20 protein-coding genes are annotated in these 19,150 nt (G+C 66.4%); 11 read left to right on the top strand and 9 right to left on the bottom strand.

Going from position 1 to position 19,150, the window contains the following annotated elements:
* The 5 genes from cobN to cobJ form a co-directional block, all read left to right on the top strand.
* Nucleotides 1–2,971 (top strand): cobaltochelatase subunit CobN (cobN, locus tag U1R88_RS06905; protein ID WP_322430601.1); only part of this gene is annotated, 2,971 nt, incomplete at its 5' end.
* Nucleotides 2,968–4,377 carry a precorrin-3B synthase gene (gene cobG / locus U1R88_RS06910; RefSeq protein WP_322430602.1) on the top strand — a complete coding sequence of 470 codons (1,410 nt, stop codon included), beginning with the start codon at nt 2,968–2,970 and terminating at the stop codon, nt 4,375–4,377. The genes cobN and cobG, both read left to right, overlap by 4 nt.
* Before the next feature lie 77 nt (nt 4,378–4,454).
* The gene (locus U1R88_RS06915) at nt 4,455–5,084 is read left to right on the top strand and encodes a precorrin-8X methylmutase (RefSeq protein WP_322430603.1); all 630 of its coding nucleotides are present in this window, start codon (nt 4,455–4,457) and stop codon (nt 5,082–5,084) included.
* On the top strand, nt 5,081–5,809 hold the full coding sequence (locus U1R88_RS06920) for a precorrin-2 C(20)-methyltransferase (protein ID WP_322430604.1): 729 nt from the start codon (nt 5,081–5,083) through the stop codon (nt 5,807–5,809). Before U1R88_RS06915 ends, U1R88_RS06920 begins: the two co-directional genes overlap by 4 nt.
* The gene (gene cobJ, locus U1R88_RS06925) at nt 5,806–6,555 is read left to right on the top strand and encodes a precorrin-3B C(17)-methyltransferase (protein ID WP_202908466.1); all 750 of its coding nucleotides are present in this window, start codon (nt 5,806–5,808) and stop codon (nt 6,553–6,555) included. Before U1R88_RS06920 ends, cobJ begins: the two co-directional genes overlap by 4 nt.
* Before the next feature lie 104 nt (nt 6,556–6,659).
* On the opposite strand, the gene U1R88_RS06930 is transcribed toward cobJ, so the two are convergent.
* Nucleotides 6,660–7,403, bottom strand: coding sequence for a cobalt-precorrin-6A reductase (locus U1R88_RS06930; RefSeq protein WP_322430605.1), 744 nt, complete (start codon nt 7,401–7,403; stop codon nt 6,660–6,662).
* A gap of 20 nt (nt 7,404–7,423) precedes the next feature.
* Here U1R88_RS06930 and cbiE point away from each other — a divergent pair, with 20 nt between their 5' ends.
* The 4 genes from cbiE (at nt 7,424) to U1R88_RS06950 (ending at nt 11,030) form a co-directional block, all read left to right on the top strand.
* Nucleotides 7,424–8,662 carry a precorrin-6y C5,15-methyltransferase (decarboxylating) subunit CbiE gene (gene cbiE, locus U1R88_RS06935; protein ID WP_322430606.1) on the top strand — a complete coding sequence of 413 codons (1,239 nt, stop codon included), beginning with the start codon at nt 7,424–7,426 and terminating at the stop codon, nt 8,660–8,662.
* A complete protein-coding gene (locus U1R88_RS06940; RefSeq protein WP_322430607.1) occupies nt 8,659–9,048 on the top strand; it encodes a cobalamin biosynthesis protein in 390 nt (129 codons plus the stop codon). Before cbiE ends, U1R88_RS06940 begins: the two co-directional genes overlap by 4 nt.
* A 153-nt stretch (nt 9,049–9,201) precedes the next feature.
* Complete coding sequence (gene cobM / locus U1R88_RS06945; RefSeq protein ID WP_322430608.1) at nt 9,202–9,963, top strand: precorrin-4 C(11)-methyltransferase; 762 nt, start codon at nt 9,202–9,204, stop codon at nt 9,961–9,963.
* A 158-nt stretch (nt 9,964–10,121) separates the two neighbouring features.
* Entirely contained in the window at nt 10,122–11,030 is a 909-nt protein-coding gene (locus tag U1R88_RS06950; protein WP_322430609.1) for a DMT family transporter, read from the top strand.
* A 3-nt stretch (nt 11,031–11,033) separates the two neighbouring features.
* Here U1R88_RS06950 and U1R88_RS06955 read toward each other — a convergent pair whose 3' ends face one another.
* The 4 genes from U1R88_RS06955 to U1R88_RS06970 all read right to left on the bottom strand — a co-directional run bounded on the left by U1R88_RS06955 (nt 11,034) and on the right by U1R88_RS06970 (nt 13,502).
* Nucleotides 11,034–11,921, bottom strand: a complete 888-nt coding sequence (locus U1R88_RS06955) for a DMT family transporter (RefSeq protein WP_322430610.1) — start codon at nt 11,919–11,921, stop codon at nt 11,034–11,036.
* Nucleotides 11,922–12,269: 348 nt separating this feature from the next.
* The gene (locus U1R88_RS06960; RefSeq protein WP_068287874.1) at nt 12,270–12,797 is read right to left on the bottom strand and encodes an SRPBCC family protein; all 528 of its coding nucleotides are present in this window, start codon (nt 12,795–12,797) and stop codon (nt 12,270–12,272) included.
* Nucleotides 12,798–12,907: 110 nt separating this feature from the next.
* Nucleotides 12,908–13,255 (bottom strand): ArsR/SmtB family transcription factor, encoded by a 348-nt coding sequence (locus tag U1R88_RS06965; protein ID WP_068287875.1) that lies wholly within the window; start codon nt 13,253–13,255, stop codon nt 12,908–12,910.
* A gap of 25 nt (nt 13,256–13,280) precedes the next feature.
* Entirely contained in the window at nt 13,281–13,502 is a 222-nt protein-coding gene (locus U1R88_RS06970) for a hypothetical protein (protein WP_322430611.1), read from the bottom strand.
* Here U1R88_RS06970 and U1R88_RS06975 point away from each other — a divergent pair.
* Together U1R88_RS06975 and U1R88_RS06980 are read left to right on the top strand one after the other, a co-directional pair.
* On the top strand, nt 13,501–14,478 hold the full coding sequence (locus tag U1R88_RS06975; protein ID WP_322430612.1) for an L-carnitine dehydrogenase: 978 nt from the start codon (nt 13,501–13,503) through the stop codon (nt 14,476–14,478). The two genes, U1R88_RS06970 and U1R88_RS06975, sit on opposite strands and share 2 nt — an antisense overlap.
* 95 nt (nt 14,479–14,573) lie before the next feature.
* The gene (locus U1R88_RS06980; RefSeq protein WP_322430613.1) at nt 14,574–15,038 is read left to right on the top strand and encodes a thioesterase family protein; all 465 of its coding nucleotides are present in this window, start codon (nt 14,574–14,576) and stop codon (nt 15,036–15,038) included.
* Between the two features lie 77 nt (nt 15,039–15,115).
* Here the strand turns inward: U1R88_RS06980 and U1R88_RS06985 are convergent, their stop codons facing one another.
* The 4 genes from U1R88_RS06985 to U1R88_RS07000 all read right to left on the bottom strand — a co-directional run bounded on the left by U1R88_RS06985 (nt 15,116) and on the right by U1R88_RS07000 (nt 19,077).
* Nucleotides 15,116–16,156: a heme-dependent oxidative N-demethylase family protein gene (locus U1R88_RS06985; protein WP_322430614.1), complete on the bottom strand. Its 1,041-nt coding sequence runs from the start codon at nt 16,154–16,156 to the stop codon at nt 15,116–15,118.
* Between the two features lie 128 nt (nt 16,157–16,284).
* A complete protein-coding gene (locus U1R88_RS06990) occupies nt 16,285–17,250 on the bottom strand; it encodes a PDR/VanB family oxidoreductase (RefSeq protein WP_322430615.1) in 966 nt (321 codons plus the stop codon).
* Complete coding sequence (locus tag U1R88_RS06995; RefSeq protein WP_322430616.1) at nt 17,247–17,852, bottom strand: dimethylamine monooxygenase subunit DmmA family protein; 606 nt, start codon at nt 17,850–17,852, stop codon at nt 17,247–17,249. Before U1R88_RS06995 ends, U1R88_RS06990 begins: the two co-directional genes overlap by 4 nt.
* Before the next feature lie 97 nt (nt 17,853–17,949).
* Nucleotides 17,950–19,077, bottom strand: coding sequence for an aminomethyl transferase family protein (locus U1R88_RS07000; RefSeq protein WP_068288288.1), 1,128 nt, complete (start codon nt 19,075–19,077; stop codon nt 17,950–17,952).
* Between the last annotated feature and the right edge of the window lie 73 nt (nt 19,078–19,150).

Genomic DNA, 19,150 nt, shown 5'->3' on the forward strand with positions numbered 1-19,150 from the left:
TCACACTGCTACCTGCCTGGCGCGGCAGGCTGGCCCCCCCGCCCTTCCCCCCCCCCGCGCGGGCGGCTACTTTCTTGTGTGGCGGCAATCGCGGGGAGGGTATGGGAGCGCCGCCATCTTCTTCTACCGCTCGATCCTGCTCTCGGCCGACACCGCCCCCATCGAGTCCCTGGCGCGGGCGCTCGATGCCGAGGGCCTGGCCGTATCGGCCTTCTATGTCGGTTCGCTCAAGGATGGCGAAACCGCCGAATGGGTGCGCCGGCAGCTTGAGGACCTTAAGCCTCGAGTGATCCTCAATGCCACCGCCTTCTCGGCTCTGGATGATGACGGCGCTTCGCCGCTGGATGTGGCCGGCTGTCCCGTCCTCCAGGTGATCACCTCCTCCTCGGCGCAGGAGGCCTGGGAAGCCTCGACCCGTGGGCTGTCGGCCAGCGACCTCGCCATGCATGTCGCGCTGCCCGAGCTCGACGGCCGGCTCTCGGCCGGCGTGATCTCCTTCAAGGCCGAACGCGAGCAAGGCGCCTTCACCCGTCTCGCCCATGCCCCGCATGACGAGCGCATCGCCGCCGTGGCTGCCAAGGCCGTCGCCTGGGCGAAGCTTTCCACGAAGGCGCGGGCTGAGCGCAGGCTCGGGCTGATCCTCTCGAACTATCCGGGCGCGGATGGCCGTCTCGCGCACGCCGTTGGCCTCGATGCGCCCGCCTCGGCCCTGGCGATCCTGGAACGGCTTCGGGACGAAGGCTATGCGGTGGGTGATCTGCCGGAGAACGGCGCTGATCTGCTGGAGTTATTGGGCCGGTCTCTTCCTGGGATCGCAGGCATCCCTGCCTGCTCTTCCCAACCGTCTATCGGATCGCTTCCAAGAGCAGGCAGGGATGCCTGCGATCCCAGGGGGCTTTCCTTCCCGCTCGCGGTTTACCAGAGCTGGCTCGGCGCCCTTCCCATAGCCCTCCGCGACAAGCTGGCGGACCAATGGGGCGATCCATCAGCCGATCCCCTCTTCAGCGACGGTGCCTTTCACTTCGCGGGGCATGTCTGCGGCCATGTCGCGGTAGCGGTGCAGCCGGATCGTGGCTCGGCCCTCGATCGCAAGGGCGACCATCACTCGCCCGATCTGCCACCGCGCCATGCCTATCTCGCCTTCTATCTGTGGCTGCGCCAGGCCTTCGGCATCGATGCGATGATCCATCTGGGCACGCATGGCACGCTCGAATGGCTGCCGGGCAAGGCCGCCGCGCTCTCCGCCCAGTGCTTCCCTGAGCTGGCCGCAGGAGCCGTGCCGGTGCTCTATCCCTTCATCGTCAACAATCCCGGCGAGGCGGCGCAGGCCAAGCGCCGGCTCGGCGCCGTCACCATCGGCCATCTCACCCCGCCCTTGCGGGAGGCCGGCCTTTCCGGCGGTGCCATCGAGGTCGAGCGCCTGATCGACGAATATGCCAGCGCCGACGGCCTCGACCAGCGCCGCATGGCCTATCTCAGGCGCGAGATCATCGAGCGGGCCGTGGAGACTGGCCTTACCGCCGAATGCGGCATCGCGCCCGGCCTCGACGAGGACGAGACGCTGGCGCGCCTCGATGCCTTCCTGTGCGACGTCAAGGAACTCCAGATCCGTGACGGGCTGCATGTCTTCGGGCGCCGGCCGGAGGAGAGCGCTCATCTCCTCGATGTCCTGGCCGCCTCCTGCGGCGAGGAGGAGCGGCCGGTTCTGGCCGCACGCCTCGAAAGCTGCGGCGACAGCGAGATGGCCAGCCTTCTCGCCGGCCTCGACGGACGCTTCGTGCGGCCCGGCCCCGCCGGGGCGCCGACGCGCGGGCGCGCCGACGTGCTGCCGACCGGGCGCAACCTTACCACGCTCGATCCGCGCGCGGTTCCGACCCGCGCCGCCTACGCGATTGGATCGCGTGCGGCAGATGCCGTTATCCAGCGCTATCTCCAGGATCACGGCGACTATCCCAAAAATATCGTGCTCGACCTTTGGGGCTCGGCCACCATGCGCACCGGTGGCGACGATCTTGCTCAAGCCATGGCGCTGCTGGGTACCAGGCCGGTGTGGGACAACGGTTCCAACCGAGTTTCCGGCTTCGAGGTCCTGCCGCAGGCTCGGCTCGACCGGCCGCGCGTCGACGTGACCCTGCGCATCTCGGGCCTGTTCCGCGACGTGTTCGCCCAGCAGATCACGCTGTTCGACGAGGCGGTCAGGGCCGTTGCCGCCCTTGACGAAAGCGCCGAATGGAACCCGCTCGCCGCCGCGGCGAAGGCGAGCGGCCAGCGTCCGCTGCGCATCTTCGGCGCGGCACCCTCCGCCTATGGCGCGGGGATCACCGATCGCATCGCGCGCGGAGCCTGGGATGTCAGGGCCGATCTCGGCCGCGACTATCTCGCCGCCAGCAGCCATGCCTATGGTGCCGGCATCGAGGGCGACGCCGTGCCGTCGGTCTTCGCCGAGCGGGTCGCCTCCGCCGATGCCCATGTCCATGGCCAGGACCATCGCGAGATCGACATCCTCGACGATGTCACCTTCGCCGCCCATCAGGGTGGCTTTGCGGCGGCGCTGGAGGCGCTCGGCGCCAAGGCTGCCCTCTATCACGCCGATCTTTCCGATCCGGACAAGCCGCGCCTGCGCAGCCTCGGCGAGGAGGTCGGCCGCCTCGTGCACGGCCGGGCCGCCAGCCGGCGCTGGATCGACGGCATGATGGCGCATGGCTATGCCGGCGCCGCCGAGATGGCCAATGCCATGGATTGCCTGTTTGCCTTCTCGGCAACGGCCGGCATCGTCACCAATGCCGCCTTCGACCGCATGCACGAAGCCTATGTCGAGGACGAGGAGGTCGCGGCCTTCCTCGCTTCGGCCAATCCCGCCGCGGGCCGGGCGATCCGGGCGCGGCTGGCCGAGGCGATTCGCCGCGGCCTGTGGCAGCCGCGTCGCAATTCTGCGAGTTTTCTGCTCGATGAGGCTGGGAGGGCGGCGTGAGCGGATCGTCAGGCGAGGTCAAGGGCTGGTGCCCAGGGGCGCTCAGGCCGATGCGCTCCGGCGACGGCCTGATCGTGCGGGTGCGCCTGACCGGCGGGGACCTTACCCCCGAACGCGCGGCCGCGCTGGCCGAGGCGGCCCGGCGCTTCGGCAACGGCCTTGTCGACCTGACTTCCCGTGCCAATCTGCAGATGCGCGGTGTCAGCGACGACACGCTGCAACCGCTGCTCGACCGGCTCGCCGAGCTCGGCCTGCTCGATGCCAGCGCTGCCGCCGAACAGGTCCGCAACGTGATCGCGAACCCGCTGGCCGGGCTCGATCCGAGCGCGCCGATCGACATACAGCCTCTGATCCGGGCGCTGGAGCTCAGGCTGATTGGAAATGAACGTTTCCATATCCTGCCGGCCAAGTTCGGTTTCCTGCTCGACGGCGGCGGCGTGCTGTCGCTTGACGGTATCGAGGCCGATATCGCCCTTCGGGCCGAGGACGATGGGCATTTCCGCCTGGAAGCCGGTGGGGAGACCCTCGGATGGGTGAGGGTGGAGGAAGCCCTGGAGGCCGCCCTCGGCGTTGCCGAACGCTTCCTGGCCCTGCGCCAGCCCGACGAGCGCCGCATGCGCGATGTGGTACGGCGGTTGCTGAATGACGCGCAACAGCCTTCTCCACGAAGTGGTCTTTGCATTTCCGAAGGAAATGCATGGGGTGGCCCGACGAAGTCGGGTCGGATGGGGTGTGGTCCGTTGGCAACGCCCTTTCCGGTTGGGGTGCTGCTAGCGGACCACACCCCATCCGCCGTTGCTTCGCAACGCCACCTTCCCCACTTCGTGGAGAAGGCAGCTGCGCCCTCCCGTCTTGCCGGTCCCCACCCCGCCGGCTTCTTCACTGCCGCGGCTCCTTTCGGACGGCTCGATGCCGGCCAGCTCGAGGGCCTCGCCGCCATCGCGGCCCGGCATGGCGCGACATTGCGCCTGACGCCCTGGCGCTCCATCCTGCTGGCGCCGCTTGCCGTCGACGTCACCGCAGAGGTGTCGTCCCTTGGCCTCGTCGTCGATCCCGGCGACCCGCGTCTTGCCATTGCCGCTTGCCCCGGCAGCCCTTCTTGTCTATCCGGCGAAGCGCCGGCGCAGGCCGATGCCGCCAGGCTGGCGCCGGTGCTGGCCGGTTTCGTCAAAAAGGGAGCGAGCGTGCATGTCTCAGGCTGTGCCAAGGGCTGCGCGCGGCGCGCACCGGCTTCCATCACGCTGGTGGGGCAGGCAGGACGCTACGGTATCGCCTTCGACGCCGACAGCAAGGCGCCGAGCGAGGCGGAACCGATGTCTTTGGGCGAATTGACGGCGTTTTTGGCCAAGCGGCTACAGCATTTTCCGGAAAAGTTGAGCGACTTTTCGATTGAGAAAATGCGCTAGAACAAGGGGTTGGAGACGATTGCGATTCGATGGAAGCGCAGTTTCTCCGGTCGAGAAGAGTTTCAAGAGCAGTGACCATGTCTGAACGCGACTATATCCGTGACGGTGCCGAGATCTATCGCCGCTCCTTCGCGATGATCCGTGCCGAAAGCGACCTGTCGCGCTTTTCGGCCCTCGAGGCCCCCCTCGTCGTGCGCATCATCCATGCCTGCGGCATGGTCGAGGTCGCTGCCGATGTCGAGATGTCCGATGATCTGGTGGCGAGCGCACGCGCCGCGCTCAGAGCCGGTGCGCCCTTGCTGTGCGATTCGAAGATGGTGGCCAATGGCGTGACCCGCGCCCGTCTGCCGGCCGACAATGACGTGGTCTGCACGCTCGACGACCCGCGCACGCCGGGACTCGCCCGCGAGATCGGCAATACCCGCACCGCCGCCGCCATGGAGCTCTGGCGCGACCGTCTCGGCGGCGCCGTGGTCGCCATCGGGAATGCGCCGACAGCGCTCTACCATCTCATGGACATGATCGACCGTGGCGCACCGAGGCCCGCCGCCATTCTCGGCATTCCCGTCGGTTTCGTCGGTGCCGCCGAATCCAAGGACGAGCTCAAGGCCTGGGGCAAGGTGCCCTGGCTGATCGTGCGCGGCCGCAAGGGTGGCAGCGCCATGACAGCGGCGGCGATCAACGCGCTGGCGAGCGAAATCGAATGAGTGCCGGTCGTCTCTACGGCGTCGGCGTCGGTCCCGGCGATCCCGAGCTGATGACCCTGAAGGCGGCGCGGCTCCTCCGCTCGGTGCCCGTCGTTGCCTATTTCTGCAAGCAGGGGCAGCGCGGCCATGGCCGCACCATCATCGAGGGTTTCCTCGCCGATGACGTCATCGAGGAGAAGCTCGCCTATCCGATGACGACGGAAGTGCCCGCCGCCGATCCCGTCTATCACTCGGCCCTCGGCGGCTTCTATGACGAATCCGCCCGGCGGCTGGCCGACCACCTCGATGCCGGCCGCGATGTCGTGGTGGTGTCGGAAGGCGACCCCTTTTTCTACGGGTCCTTCATGCCGATCTTCCATCGCCTGGCCTCTTCCTACGAGACCGAGGTGGTCGCCGGCGTCTCGGGCATGGCAGGCTGCTGGACACGGGCCCGCACCCCCATCACCTATGGCGACGACATCCTCACCGTGCTGCCGGCGACGCTGGATGCGGCGGCGCTCAAGCGCCATCTCGAACTGGCCGACGCGGCGGTGATCATGAAGCTCGGCCGGCATTTTCCGAAAGTGCGTGCCGTGCTGGAGGAACTGGGCCTCGCCGCCCGCACCGTCTATGTCGAGCGCGGCACCATGGCCGGCGAGAAGATCATGAAGCTGCCGCCGGCCGATTTCACTGGCGCGCCCTATTTCGCCATGCTGCTGGTGCCTGGCCAGGGACGGCTGTTGTGACCGGTCGCGTCATGATCATCGGCCTCGGGCCGGGGCCGGCGAAATGGGTCACGCCGGAAGCCAGCGCGCTGCTCGCCGAAGCGACCGACATCATCGGCTACGGCCCCTATGTCGATCGCGTGCCGCCGAGCCCGGCGCGGCGCCATGCCAGCGACAACCGGGTCGAGGTCGACCGCGCCCGCCATGCCCTCGAACTCGCGACTGCTGGCGCTGATGTCGCCGTGGTTTCGGGCGGGGATCCCGGCGTCTTCGCCATGGCGGCGGCAGTCTTCGAAGCGGTCGAGGCGGGGGATCCGGCCTGGCGCGACCTCGATATCGTGGTCGTTCCCGGCGTCACCGCCGTGCTCGCCGCCGCCGCGCGGCTCGGCGCACCGCTCGGGCACGATTTCTGCGTGATCTCGCTCTCGGACAATCTCAAGCCCTGGTCCATCATCGAGAAGCGGCTGGTCGCGGCGGTGGAGGGCGATTTCGTGCTCGCCTTCTACAACCCGGCCTCCAAGGCCCGGCCGGACCAGATCGGCAGGGCCTTCGACGTGCTGCGCCGCCAGGCGGGCGAGCGTATCGTCGTGCTCGCCAAGGCCGTCGGCCGGCCGGACGAGGACATCATCGTGACCAGCCTGTCGGCGGTGAAGCCCGAACAGGTCGACATGCGCACGCTCGTGCTGATCGGCTCTTCGCAGACCCGCTTGATCGAGCGCGGCGATGCCGAGCCCTGGATCTACTCGCCCCGCCGGTGGGACGCGTGAGACCCTGGGATCGCGAACCTGGGATCGCAGGCGTCTCGCCTGCTCTTGGAAGCAGAATGCCTGCCCAAAAGGAAGAGCAGGCTGGAAGCCTGCGATCCCGGAAGCTATCCCTGTCGCTCGATCCAGGCCAAAGCCTCCTGCGCCGTCGCCACCGTCTCCACCTCGGCCGTCTTCGGCCGGCGCAGCAGGATGACCGGCAGGCCGAGGCGGCGCGCGGCGGCAATCTTGCCATAGGTGGCGCTGCCGCCGGAATTCTTGGTGACCAGGATGTCGATGGCCTCCTCCTGCATGAGGCGGATTTCGTCCGCCTCCGCAAAGGGGCCACGGGCAAGGATCAGCCTGGCGCGGGGCGGCAGCTCCTCCGGCGGATCGACCGAGCGCACAAGGTAGAAATGTTGGGGTGCGGCCAGGAAGGCGGGCAGTTCGAGGCGGCCGGTGGTCAGGAAGACGCGGCGCGGCGCGGGGCCGAGCGCCTGCATCGCAGCCCGCGCGTCCAGCACCTCGCTCCAGCGGTCGCCGTCGCGGGCCTGCCAGGCCGGGCGCTGCAGGGAAAGCAGCGGCACGCCCATGCGCCGGGCCGCCTCGACGGCATTGGCCGACATCTGTTCGGCGAAGGGATGGGTGGCATCGACGAGCGCGGTGACTGCATGCTTGTCGAGGAAGGCGCAAAGACCCTCGACCCCGCCGAAGCCGCCGATACGATGGGCGATCGGCGGCGGAGTGGGATTGATCGTCCGCCCGGCAAGGGACACCATGGCCGGAATGTCGGGGCGTGCGGCCAGCAGCCTGGCCAGGGCCGAGGCCTCGCTGGTGCCGCCGAGCAGCAGGACATGGGGATGGGAATGCATTGTCGTCTCTTGAGGGTCGGATGAGCCCTATCAACCACTCGGATCGCTGGCTGTCCATCGTCGGCATCGGCGAAGACGGCATGGCTGACCTGTCACCGCTGGCTGCCGCCGTGGTCGACAGGGCCGAACTGCTGGTCGGTGGCGCCAGGCATCTCGCCATGGTGCCGGAAGGAACGGCCGAAAGGCTCGTCTGGCCGAGCCCGCTGACCGATGCCATCGGCCCGATCAAGGCGGCCCGCGGGCGACGGGTCGTCGTGCTGGCTTCCGGGGATCCGTTCCTGTGGGGTGTCGGCGTCACGCTGGCGCGTTTCATCCCGCCCGAGGAGATCGCCTGCCATCCCGCGCCTTCGTCCTTCTCCCTCGCCGCGGCGCGGCTCGGCTGGGCGCAGCAGGATTGCGCCCTGATCTCGCTGCATGGCAGGCCGTTCGAGACGCTGATACCGCATGTCCAGCCCGATGCCCGCATCCTGGCGCTGACCTGGGATGGCCGCACGGCGGCCAAGGCGGCCGCCCGCCTCACCGAACTCGGTTTCGGTTCTTCCCGCCTGGCCGTGCTGGAGCGCATGGGCGGAAGCGGGGAAAAGATCCGCTCCGCCCGGGCCGAAGCCTTCGATCTCGACGGCATCGATCCACTCAACGTCCTGGCCATCGAGGTGGTTGCCGGCCCCGATGCCCGGCCACTGCCGCTCGCCAGCGGCCTGCCCGACACGTTCTTCGAGCATGATGGCCAACTGACCAAGCGGGAGATCCGTGCCGTGACCCTGTCGGCACTGGCGCCGCTCAAGGGCCAACTGCTCTGGGATATCGGCCTGGGGGCGGGGTCGGTCGCCATCGAATGGCTGCTGCGCCACCCGTCCAACCGCGCCATCGGCATCGAGGAGAATGCCGACAGGGCGGCCCGGGCGCTGGTCAATGCCGTCAATCTCGGTGTGCCCCATCTGCGCCTCGTTACCGGCGCGGCGCCGGCGGCGCTGGCAGGTCTTGATAGCCCCGACGCCGTCTTCATCGGTGGTGGCACGGGTGACGACGGCGTGTTCGAGGCCGCGTGGTCTGCCTTGCGCCCCGGCGGGCGCCTCGTCGCCAATGCCGTCACGCTGGAGAGCGAGCAGGCTCTCGCCCGGCGTTTCGCCCGGCATGGCGGCGATTTGATCCGTCTGAGCGTGGAGCGGCTGGTGCCCGTCGGCAGCATGCATGGCTGGCGCCCGGCGATGCCGGTGACGCAATGGAGCATGGTCAAGCCAGGAAATCCTGGACGATGAAGCCGTTCGTCGCCGCCGGACTCGGTTGCCGGAAAGGCTGCAAGGCCGAGGAAATCGCCGCTCTCGTCCGGTCGGCCCTCGGTGAGGTCGGCTTCGAGCTCTCCGCGCTTTCAGGCCTGTTCGCGCCCGCCTTCAAGCAGGGCGAGGCGGGGCTGGCGGAGGCTGCCACAAGCTTGGGCGTCCCACTCGTGCTGATCCCCCAGGCTGCGCTGGAGGCAGCCGAGCCGCGCGTGCTGACCCGGTCGGAGCGCGTGGTCGCCCTGACCGGCCTCGGCAGCGTGGCCGAGACGGCGGCACTCGCCGGTGCCGGCCCGCAATCCATCCTCAAGCGGGCGCGCATCGCCAGTGCGAATGCCACCTGCGCCATTGCCGTGAGAGAGGGCTGAGATGATGATATCCTGGGAGCGCGGACGTCCTCGTCCGCATCTTCCTCATGAAACGCAGCGCTTCCAAGAGCGGACGAGGACGTCCGCGCTCCCGGGAAATGCGCCTCGTCAACGGTTCCTACTTGTTGATATTTCGACTTTCGAGCCCCTGACATGACTGTTCACTTCATCGGCGCCGGTCCCGGCGCGCCCGACCTCATCACCGTCAGGGGCCGCGACCTCGTGGCGCGCTGTCCGGTCTGCCTCTATGCCGGCTCGCTGGTGCCGCCTGAGATCGTTGCGCTGGCACCCGCAGACGCGCGCGTGGTCGATACCGCGCCGCTGACTCTCGATTTGATCATGGCCGAGATCGAGCGGGCGCATGAAAAGGGCCTCGATGTCAGCCGGCTGCATTCGGGGGATCTGTCGATCTGGAGCGCGCTGGGCGAGCAGACGCGGCGCTTGCGCGCCCTCGGCATTCCCTACACCGTCACCCCGGGCGTGCCTTCCTTCGCTGCCGCAGCGGCCGTGCTTGGCAAGGAATTGACCCTGCCGGAAGTGGCGCAATCGGTGGTGCTGACGCGTACTTCCGGTCGGGCCTCGGCCATGCCGGAGAGTGAGACGCTGGAGGCCTTTTCGCAGACCGGCGCGACGCTGGCGGTGCATCTTTCCATCCATGCGCTGGCGCGCGTGGTGGCCGAGACGACGCCGCATTACGGCAGTGCCTGTCCGGTTGCGGTGGTCTTCCGGGCAAGCTGGCCCGATGAGCGCGTCGTCACCGGCACGCTCGGCGACATCGAGGCGAAGATCGCGGCCGAGCCGATGGAACGCACCGCCTTGATCCTGATCGGGCGCACGCTGGCCACCGAGGATTTTCGCGAGAGCGCGCTCTACGACACCGACTACAAGCGGCGCTATCGCGGCTTCGAGGGGTGACGAGCGGTCTTCACGCTCCCTCTCAGCGTGTCGGGCTTTGAAAGCCCCGAGAGGACGGTGCATTCCGGGTTAGATCGGCCAGAAATGTCGCGCCTGGACTATTGGATGTTCGCATTCCCGGCATTGTGGATGTCCTCTCTCCTGGTCGCGTCCTCGTCATGTCTTCCCGTGGCTCCCACCTGTTCGGTGCGTCCCTCGCCCTTGCGGCGGGAACGGTGTTTTCGTTCGGCAGCATCACCATTCGCGAGTCGCCGCATCTGGATGCCGTGCAATATCTGATCTGGCGCAGCTTCGGCCTGCTGCCGCTCGTCGTCGGCGTGGCGCTGCTGCAGGGCAAGTCGCCTCTGCGGCAGCTGATCTCGGGCGGCTGGCTGGGGCTCGGCGGCGCGTTGTGCATGACGATGATGGCGGATCTCTTCATCTTCGCCATGAAGACGACCACCATTGCCAATGCGCTGCTGTTCTCGAGCGCGGCACCGTTGATCGGCGCCATATTGGCCCGCCTGATCCTGAAGGAGCGCATCCTCGTCGCCACCTGGTGCGGCATCTCGATCGGCATCGCCGGCCTGCTCATCATGACCTGGGGGGAGCTGGGCAGCGGCAATGCGATCGGCAATCTCGCCGCCTTCGGCGTGGGCTTTGCCTATGGCCTCTATTCCATCATTGCCCGGCTCGGGCGCGACAGGGACATGTCGGGCGTGGTGACGGGCTGGGCGGTGCTGACCATCCTCACCTGCGGTGCCTTCATGGCCGTGAGAGGGATCACCATCGCCACGCCGATGCAGGAAAACGCCTATGCCATGATCCATGGTGCCGTCTTCATCGGCGGCGGCATGTATCTGCTCAATGCGGCGGCCCGGCATGTCGGCGCCGGACAACTCACCTTGCTGGCCCAGACCGAGATGATCCTCGGGCCGGTCTGGGTCTATCTCTTCTTCGGCGAGGCGCCGCGCCTGACCACTGTCCTGGGGGGCGCGGTGCTGCTTGCCGGCGTGCTCGTCGCGGCCCTCGGACGCAGCTTCGCCCGCGAGGAGGAAGCGGAGATGGCGGCCCGTGCCTCTGTGTGACGCTCAGGACGATCTCAGGCGCCAGCCCCCGAGAATGTGCCAGATCACAGCCGACAGCACGATGGCGCCGCCGACGATTGCGGCCGTACCCGGATCCTCGGCGAAAAGCAGATAGACCCAGAGCGGTGCCAGCACCACGTCGAGCGTAGAGATCAGACCGGCTTCTGCGGCAGGGATCCGGCGCGCGCCGGCCAGGAACATGAAGAAGGCCAGGGGGATCGAGGTGAAGGCGAACAGCGTGAGCACCACCCAGTCCTGCGCCGTGGCCGCCGCGGGCGAGGCGAAGGGCAGGCCCACCAGCGCCGTGAACAGGCAGCAAAATAGATTGACCGGCAGCATTTCTAGCCCCGGCCGGGCTCGCGCGACCACGGCCACGATGGCAAAGGAGCCGGCCATGCCGAGTGCCATGGCGTCGCCGAAGAGGTGGCCGGATCCGAAGGAGCCGCCCACCATCACGACCACGCCGACCAGCGCACCGGCAGAGGCGATCAGCGTGCGCCGGGAGACCCTCTCGCGCATGATCAGCCAGGCAAGGCCCGCCGCCAGGAAGGGCGTGGTGGCATAGATCACCGATACGTTGGCGATGGTGGTGTGATAGAGCGCACCGACGAAGAACAACATCGATAGCGAGGCGCAGGCCGCGATGACGATGCCGAACCAGCCGATCGAGCGGATGGCGGCCAGGCTGTCGGTTCGATGCACATAGACGAGACCGACCGCCATGTAGATCGCGCCGATCGCCGCGCGCAGCGATACGGTCGTCCAGGCGTCCACCGTGAGCATGCGGGCGAAGATGCCGCTGATGCTCCAGGCGATGGCGGAGGCGACGACGAGAAAAACACCGAGCCGATGAACGGAACGGGCGTCGGGCGAGGCGGTGATGGCGGACATCGGAAAACCGGGGGTGGGAGGACGCAACTCACATGATTTTCAGCGGCACTCCCAACGGGCCGATGAAGGTGTGATCCGCTGCAATCTCCTTGTTTCCGATGCTTCGTTCAAGGGAGGAAAGCTATCTTGAATGACAAGAAAAGCTTGATGACACAGGCGGCGCCTGCGCTATTTCTCCGCTGTCCCGGCATCCTTCGATTGCTCTCCGCGCAAGCGTGACATTGACAACTTCACCTATCCGATGGAGCGGCCGCAATCACTCAGAGGTCATCCCGTACGCAACGCAGCAGGCAGTGATGCGCCGCGTGTGGAATGGCTCTCATTGGTCTTCGCGGGATCATTCGTGACTCAGCCGGCGCTCATCTTGCTTTCGTAGTCGGCCTCGAGCCGCGTATGCAGGCCCCAGAAGCTCGGCGGTGCGTGTCCTCCGAGGCGGGCCGCGAGGATGTCGAGATGGGTGTGCCAGCCAGCGGCGACGCTGACCAGTTCGTCCCGGGTGAGCAGGCGGCTATGGGTGATGGTGATATGGGTGCGACCGAGCTCCGGCTTGAGGTCGATGCGCACCTGCGAGCCGTCCCCCCAGGCATATTCGATCAGGGTCGGCGGTTCGCAGGCGATCACACGCCCGTGCATTTCGACCGTGCCGTTCAGATGCACATATTTGGGCGGCGGCGGGTCGTCGGGCGACGACAGGTCGCCATTGCGGAAGACATGGTTGACCCGTCCGCCGGGCTGCAAGTCCATCTCACCGCCGGCCAGCCATTGCTGGCGCTTCTCGGCTTCGGTCAGGAAGGCCCAGACGCGTTCGATCTGTCCGGAAAGAACGCGTTCGATGCGCACGGTCTCGGTATCGATGATCACGCCGTAGTCGGACATGGTTCAACTCCCTGGAGTAAAGCGCTTTCATGAGCGCTTGTTTTCTCTGATGCTTGTTTTCCAGCCAATCCAACGGGATTGGCTGGAGCGTCTTTGCGACTGCTTCAGGCTCAGCTCCCTTGAGGGTTGGCGATCGCATCCGCGATCAGCAAGGCATCAAGCGTGTCGAGCCGCTGATTCCAGAGTTTTTCGTAGAAACGCATCCATTCCAGGCCGGCATGCAGAGGCCGCGGATTCAGCCGGCAGGTATGGGTGCGTCCTTCGACACGGCGTTCCACCAGGCCGGCCCTCTCCAGCACCTTGATATGCTTGGAGGCGGCGGCCAGCGAGATGGCGAAGGGATGGGCGAGTTCGCCCACCTTGCGGGGCTCGGCGGCGAGGCTGCGCAGCATGGCCCGCCTGGTTGGATCGGCCAGGGCATGAAAGACGGCGTCGAGCGGATCTTGATATTCAACCATGTGGTTGAATATCTGCCTTTGCCCGTTAATTGTCAACCAAATGGTTGACGACAGCATCGGACCCGATCTCGAAATCGGGTTCGATGCCGTCGGTTTGATCGTCGCATCGTTTTTCCGAAAACCGGCCTCCACTTTGTGGGTGATGCTCGATATTTCCGTCGCGTTCGGCACCTGGGATGTCGCGCCATGCAAAGGCGTTTCCGGCAAGGCCTTGTCTATTCGCCACCAGCAAGAGGGAGAATTCCATGGCCGCAGCAGCCAAGACGTCCGCAATCAAGACATTTGCAATCGTCGGAACCGGGGTCATCGGTGCCGGCTGGGCGGCCCGGGCGCTCGCGCACGGCCTCGACGTCGTCGCCTACGATCCGGCGCCGGGCGCCGAGGAGAAACTGCGTGCGGCCATCGACAATGCCTGGCCGGCCCTTCAGAAGCAGGGCTTGGCCGCCGGTGCCGACCGCAAGCGTCTGAGCTTCGCCAACTCCGTGGCCGAGGCCGCAGGCCAAGCCGATTTCATCCAGGAAAACGCCCCCGAGCGCGAGGAACTCAAGCAGGACCTGCTGGCGCAGATCGACGCCGCTGCCAAGCCCGGCGCCATCATCAGCTCCTCCACCTCGGGCCTGTTGCCGAGCCGGCTGCAGGCCAAGATGGCCGATCCGACCCGGCTGGTGGTGGGCCATCCCTTCAACCCGGTCTATCTCCTGCCCCTGGTGGAAGTGCTCGGCGGCGAGAAGACGTCGGCCGAGACGGTCGAGGCCGCCAAGGCCTTCTATGCCTCGATCGGCATGCGCCCGCTGCATGTCAGGGTGGAGATCGAAGGCTTCATCGCCGACCGGCTGATGGAAGCGCTCTGGCGCGAGGCGCTCTGGCTGGTCAATGACGGGGTCGCCACCACCGAGGAGGTCGACGCCGCCGTGGTGTATGGCTGCGGCCTGCGCTGGTCGCTGATGGGCACCTTCCTCACTTTCCATCTTGCCGGCGGCGAGGGCGGCATGCGCCACATGCTGCACCAGTTTGGGCCGGCCCTGAAGCTGCCCTGGACCAAGCTCACGGCCCCCGAGCTGACGGAAGAACTGATCGACCGCGTCGCTGATGGCTGCGAGCACCAGGCCGCCGGCCGCTCGATCAAGGCGCTGGAGCGCCGCCGCGACGACTTCCTCATCGAGGTGATGGCACTGGCGAAGAAGTACTGGCCGGAGGCCGAAGGGCTCGAAGGGCGGATTTGAGTTTCCGGGTGCGCGGACGTCTCGTCCGCTCTTGGAATCGGAAAGCTAGTTGGCAGGGGAGAGCGGACGAGACGTCCGCGCACCCGGAGACAGTCATGCATCTTCTCGACGAAACCGTCCGCCCGGAATGGATCGACTATAACGGCCATCTCTATGACGGCTATTACGCGGTGATCTTCGCCAAGGCCGTGGACGAGTTCCTCCCCCGCGTCGGCCTCACGCCGGCGGTGCGCGAGACGACGCGCCACACCATCTACACGATGGAAACCCATGTCCGCTTCCTGTGGGAGGTCAAGCTCGGCACGCCCGTCTCGGTGACCTGCCAGGTGCTGGACCTCGACGCCAAGCGGGTCCGCATCTTCCTGAGCATGTACGACAAGGTGCGCAACCTCGTGGTGGCGACCTCCGAGCAGCTCCTGATGTCGATCGACCAGACTGAGCAGCCGCACGCGGCGCCCTGGCTGCCGCAGAGCGTGGCAGTACTGGAGGGCCTGCTGAAAGAGCATGCCACCCTGCCGATGCCGAAGGATGCCGGTCGCAGCATCGGGATCAAGCGGTAGGCGACGGGACTGCTCTTGAAGTCAAGAGGCGGACGTCCCGTCCGCCTCTTTCTGTCCTGTGAGCGCGGTGCTCCGCCTCAATCCGGCCAGCCGCCGGGGCTGGTCTCGGCGCCGTCGTCATATTTCGACAGCCACTCCACCGCCGTGTCGCGGAAGCGGGTGAGGCCCTTATAGTCGACCAGTTCGGGCGGCAATGTCTGCAACACGCGATGGAGGCGCCGGCCCCATTTGGGCACGGTCACCAGTTCCTCCAGCTTGATCAGGTAGCAGCGGATCGGGAAGACGATGGCGTTGGAGCGCGGCAGGCGGAAGAAGGTCTGCAGTTCGACGCGCAGATGCAGCTTGTTGCCGATGTTCTCCAGCGTCAGCGTGGTGCGGTCCTTGCCCCATTTGTGATAGTTCTCGGGCGAGGTATCCAAGCGCGGATTGACCGTCATCGTCCAGTTGAGCCGCCGCGTGGGTGAGCCCTGGCGCAGGTTCAGCATGAATTTGAGAGCCCGCTCGAACACGCCGAGCTGGTGGGCCAGTGGCACAGGACCGTGCCATTCCATGAAGTTCATGCCGATGTCGAAATCGAGCGACCAGTCCGCCTGGGTGGTGACGATGCCCGCATCCATCCACAGATTGCCGTCGCGCTGGTCGAGCAGGCAGAAATCGCCCTGGGCCTGGCGGGTGATGTATTCCATCGGGCCATAGGGCAGGGTGGCGACGTCACCGTAGGTGAAGCGGTCGTCGATGCCCAGCGGCCGGTTGATCCAGTGCCACTGGTCGCCGTTCCGCTCGAGCGTGAAATGCTCGGGATAGGAGGTCGACATGCTCTCCATCAGGAGTTCGAGCAGATCCCAGCCTGCCAGCGTCATGTGGGGCAGGGATTGGCAGCGCAGCGGGTCTTCCTTGAGGACCTGCGCCCGGTCGGCCATTTCCGAGACATAGTGCTCGTCGACATCGATGGGGTGCTCGAAGACCGAGCCCTTCGGGCCTGCCGTATGCGGTTCGATATTGACCGCATACATGTAGTTGTCCTTGTCGAAGGGGAAAGGAAAGCGGCGGATCCCCGTTTCCGAATTGCGGAAGGTGAAGTCGTCGCGGAAGGTTTCCTGGCGGAATTGGATGCCCATGGTGAAGCTCCTGATCGTCGCAAAAAGTCGAACTCATCCGTCATTGCGAGCGCAGCGAAGCAATCCAGTTTTGTGTTGGGGGCACCGCCGGCCCCTGGATTGCTTCGCTGCGCTCGCAATGACGAGCATTACAGATCCAGCACCAGCTCCTTGCCCTCGAAGCGCGAGACGCAGGGCATGACCTTGGTGCCGGAAGCCTTGTCGGCGTCCGAGAGGTAGTGGTCGTTGTGCATGAGCGTGCCGTCGCAGGAGAGCACCCGCGTCTCGCACTGGCCGCAGGCCCCGCCCCGGCACAGATAGGGCGCATCGACGCCGGCCGCCTCGATCGCCTCCAGCATGCTCTGGTGCGGCCCGACCTGGGCCTTCTTGCCCGACTGGGCCAGGGTGATCTCGTAGGGCTTGCCGGAAGCCGGCGCGAGGAACTGCTCGTTGTGCAGGTTCTGCTCCGGCCAGCCTTCGTTGCGGGCGGTATTGAGAACCCACTTGATCATGCCGCCGGGCCCGCAGACATAGAGATGCGTGCCGAGGGGCTGGCGAGCGAGCAGGTCGACCAGCGGGATCGCTTCGCTCTTGGCGTCGCGATAGATGTGGATCCGGCGGCCATAGCGCTCGGCCAGATGGGCGAGATAGGCGCCGTGCTCGTCCGAGCGCACGGCATAATGCAGCTCGAAGGGGCGGTCCTCGTCGGAAAGCTGGGCCATCATCGCCATGAAGGGGGTAATGCCGATGCCGCCGGCAAAGAGCAGGTGCTTCTTCGCGCGCTGGTCCGGCGGGAATAAATTGACGGGATGGCTGATGCGGATGATGTCGCCGGGCCGGACCCTGCCGTGCAGGAACAGCGAGCCGCCGCGGCCATTGTCGTCGCGCCTGACGCTGATAGTGTAGCAGGCGGTGTCGCCCGGCCGGCTCATCAGCGAATAGGGATTGCGCCGGAGCGTGGAGCCGTCTTCCATCTCCACCACCACATGGGCGCCGCCCGAGAAATTGGGCAGGGGCGAGCCGTCGACGGGCTTGAAATGGAAGCGCTTGATCTCGGGCGTGACCTGATGGATCTCGCTGACGCGCACCTCGATCTTGGGCGTCTTGTCACTCATGGAAAGGCCTCCTCGGTCGGCGGAACGACACCGGGCTCTTCGGCGTCGATGCACACGCCCTGGAATGCGGCTATGCGGCGCGAATAATGGTCACGCACCAGCAGAGTCAGGCCGCAATGGGCACATTTGACCGGCTGCGTGCGCACGTGCTCGGTGATGCCCTTGCAATGCACGCATTGCACCCGACGTTCTTCCGAGCCGCGATGCTCGGTCTGGATGGAAAGATGGTCGACGCCGGCCTCGATCGCAAGCTTCATCGCCTGGCCGATCAGGCCTTCGGTGCCGGCCAGGTAGATCTGGGTGCCCATATGGGCGGTCGCCAGCGTCTGGGCCAGGCGCGGCAGGGCGGCGGCGATGCTCGGGCCCTCATAGAACATGTCGGGGCCGAGTGCCCTGAGCGCCTCGCCCAAATTCTTGGCGGCGGCTCCTGCGGGCACATAGATGATATGGGCCCTGTCGAGGAAGGCGGCCTCGGCCGTCTTGGCCGCGTCGAGGATCGCCTGCGCACCCTCGGCATCTGCCACGAACAGGTGCCGCTTGGCGCCGGGGCGGATGGCAAGCGTGCCATAGACAGGACGGCTCTTGATGCCGGATACGAGCATGGTTCTATCGAAACTCCAGCGCGAACGGAAACAGACGCAGCCAGGACCTGGCTATCACGTATGAGGGGCCCTCTCCCGTGGGAGAGGGCCAGGCACCTTACAGCGCCGTACGCTTCTTCTTCTCCGGATCGTCGAAGGTGATGGTGTGGGCGATGGCCGAGCACTGCACATTCTTGCCCTTGACCTCGAGCTTGGTGCCCTGCTTGGCAACGTCGACGGCCATGCGGGCGATCGCCATCGAGCGGTTGGTCAGGCGCGAATACATGCCGCAGGTGACCACCCCCACCTTCTTGCCACCGGCCCAGAGCTCGTCGCCGGCATCGAGGATCTTGTCGGTGTCGGCGAGGACGCCGAAGATCTTGAAGCGCTCCTTGCCCTTGAGGCGGTAATGCTCCTCGGCGCCGCGGAAACCGGTCTTGCCGGGGGAAACGGTGAAGGTGAGGCCGAGTTCCCACAGCGTGTCGCCGGGGCCTTCGTTCTCGAAGGGATACATCTGCGAATTGTCATAGGGGTAGAACAGCAGATAGCTCTCGACCCGGAGCCAGTCGAGCGCGGTGAAGGAGGCGGGCACGATGCCCATGCGCTTGCCTTCCTTCAGGATGGTGTCCCAGATCTCCACAGCGTCTTCCGACTTGCAGAAGATCTCGTAGCCGCGCTCGCCGGTATAGCCGGTGCGCGAGATCATCACCGGCTTGCCGAACAGAGTGGTCTGCATGTGGTGGAAATATTTGAGGTCCTTGATGCCGGGCACGTGCTTTGAAAGGTATTTCACCGCCAGCGGGCCCTGCAGCGACAGATCCTGCAAATCGTCGTCGAAGATGACGGCGACGTTCTTGCCGGCCGCATCCCGGGCCATGTCCTCGAAGCCGGTGCCGGAGCCATAGACCGTCATCCAGCTGTTGGGGCCGGTGCGGTAGAGGATGCAGTCGTCGGTGAACTTGCCGGCATCGTTGAGCACACAGGCATAGGCCGACTTGCCGGGCACGATCTTGCGCACGTCGCGCGTGGTCAGCCGCTGCAGCACCTGGTGCGAATGCGGGCCGACCAGATGGGACTTGCGCAGGCCAGACACGTCCATCAGCGCCGCCTTGGTGCGGATCGCCTCGTGCTCGTCGGCGAGGTCGGACTTGGTATAGGTCCAGGCCGTCTCCATCCCGTTCCAGTCTTCCAGGGTGGAGCCGAGGGCTCGGTGGCGGGCTGCGAGCGGCGAACGCCGCCAGGACATGACACTCATGGATGTTCCCTTCTTTGGTTTGTCATCCCGTGCGCGTCGCAGCATGAAATGATGCGATGCAGAC

The sequence above is a fragment of the Labrys sedimenti genome (assembly GCF_034424805.1).
In the GTDB taxonomy this organism is placed as follows: domain Bacteria; phylum Pseudomonadota; class Alphaproteobacteria; order Rhizobiales; family Labraceae; genus Labrys; species Labrys sedimenti.

Bases quoted from the DNA above. Each gene is read 5' to 3' on its own strand.
- U1R88_RS06985 (WP_322430614.1), bottom strand. From the start codon at position 16,156: ATGGGCATCCAATTCCGCCAGGAAACCTTCCGCGACGACTTCACCTTC.
- U1R88_RS06965 (WP_068287875.1), bottom strand. From the start codon at position 13,255: ATGGTTGAATATCAAGATCCGCTCGACGCCGTCTTTCATGCCCTGGCC.
- U1R88_RS06970 (WP_322430611.1), bottom strand. From the start codon at position 13,502: ATGGAATTCTCCCTCTTGCTGGTGGCGAATAGACAAGGCCTTGCCGGA.
- U1R88_RS06930 (WP_322430605.1), bottom strand. From the start codon at position 7,403: ATGCATTCCCATCCCCATGTCCTGCTGCTCGGCGGCACCAGCGAGGCC.
- U1R88_RS06990 (WP_322430615.1), bottom strand. From the start codon at position 17,250: ATGAGTGACAAGACGCCCAAGATCGAGGTGCGCGTCAGCGAGATCCAT.
- U1R88_RS07000 (WP_068288288.1), bottom strand. From the start codon at position 19,077: ATGTCCTGGCGGCGTTCGCCGCTCGCAGCCCGCCACCGAGCCCTCGGC.
- U1R88_RS06975 (WP_322430612.1), top strand. From the start codon at position 13,501: ATGGCCGCAGCAGCCAAGACGTCCGCAATCAAGACATTTGCAATCGTC.
- U1R88_RS06940 (WP_322430607.1), top strand. From the start codon at position 8,659: ATGAAGCCGTTCGTCGCCGCCGGACTCGGTTGCCGGAAAGGCTGCAAG.
- U1R88_RS06955 (WP_322430610.1), bottom strand. From the start codon at position 11,921: ATGTCCGCCATCACCGCCTCGCCCGACGCCCGTTCCGTTCATCGGCTC.
- cbiE (WP_322430606.1), top strand. From the start codon at position 7,424: ATGAGCCCTATCAACCACTCGGATCGCTGGCTGTCCATCGTCGGCATC.
- U1R88_RS06995 (WP_322430616.1), bottom strand. From the start codon at position 17,852: ATGCTCGTATCCGGCATCAAGAGCCGTCCTGTCTATGGCACGCTTGCC.
- U1R88_RS06980 (WP_322430613.1), top strand. From the start codon at position 14,574: ATGCATCTTCTCGACGAAACCGTCCGCCCGGAATGGATCGACTATAAC.
- U1R88_RS06950 (WP_322430609.1), top strand. From the start codon at position 10,122: ATGTCTTCCCGTGGCTCCCACCTGTTCGGTGCGTCCCTCGCCCTTGCG.
- U1R88_RS06960 (WP_068287874.1), bottom strand. From the start codon at position 12,797: ATGTCCGACTACGGCGTGATCATCGATACCGAGACCGTGCGCATCGAA.
- cobM (WP_322430608.1), top strand. From the start codon at position 9,202: ATGACTGTTCACTTCATCGGCGCCGGTCCCGGCGCGCCCGACCTCATC.
- U1R88_RS06915 (WP_322430603.1), top strand. From the start codon at position 4,455: ATGTCTGAACGCGACTATATCCGTGACGGTGCCGAGATCTATCGCCGC.
- U1R88_RS06920 (WP_322430604.1), top strand. From the start codon at position 5,081: ATGAGTGCCGGTCGTCTCTACGGCGTCGGCGTCGGTCCCGGCGATCCC.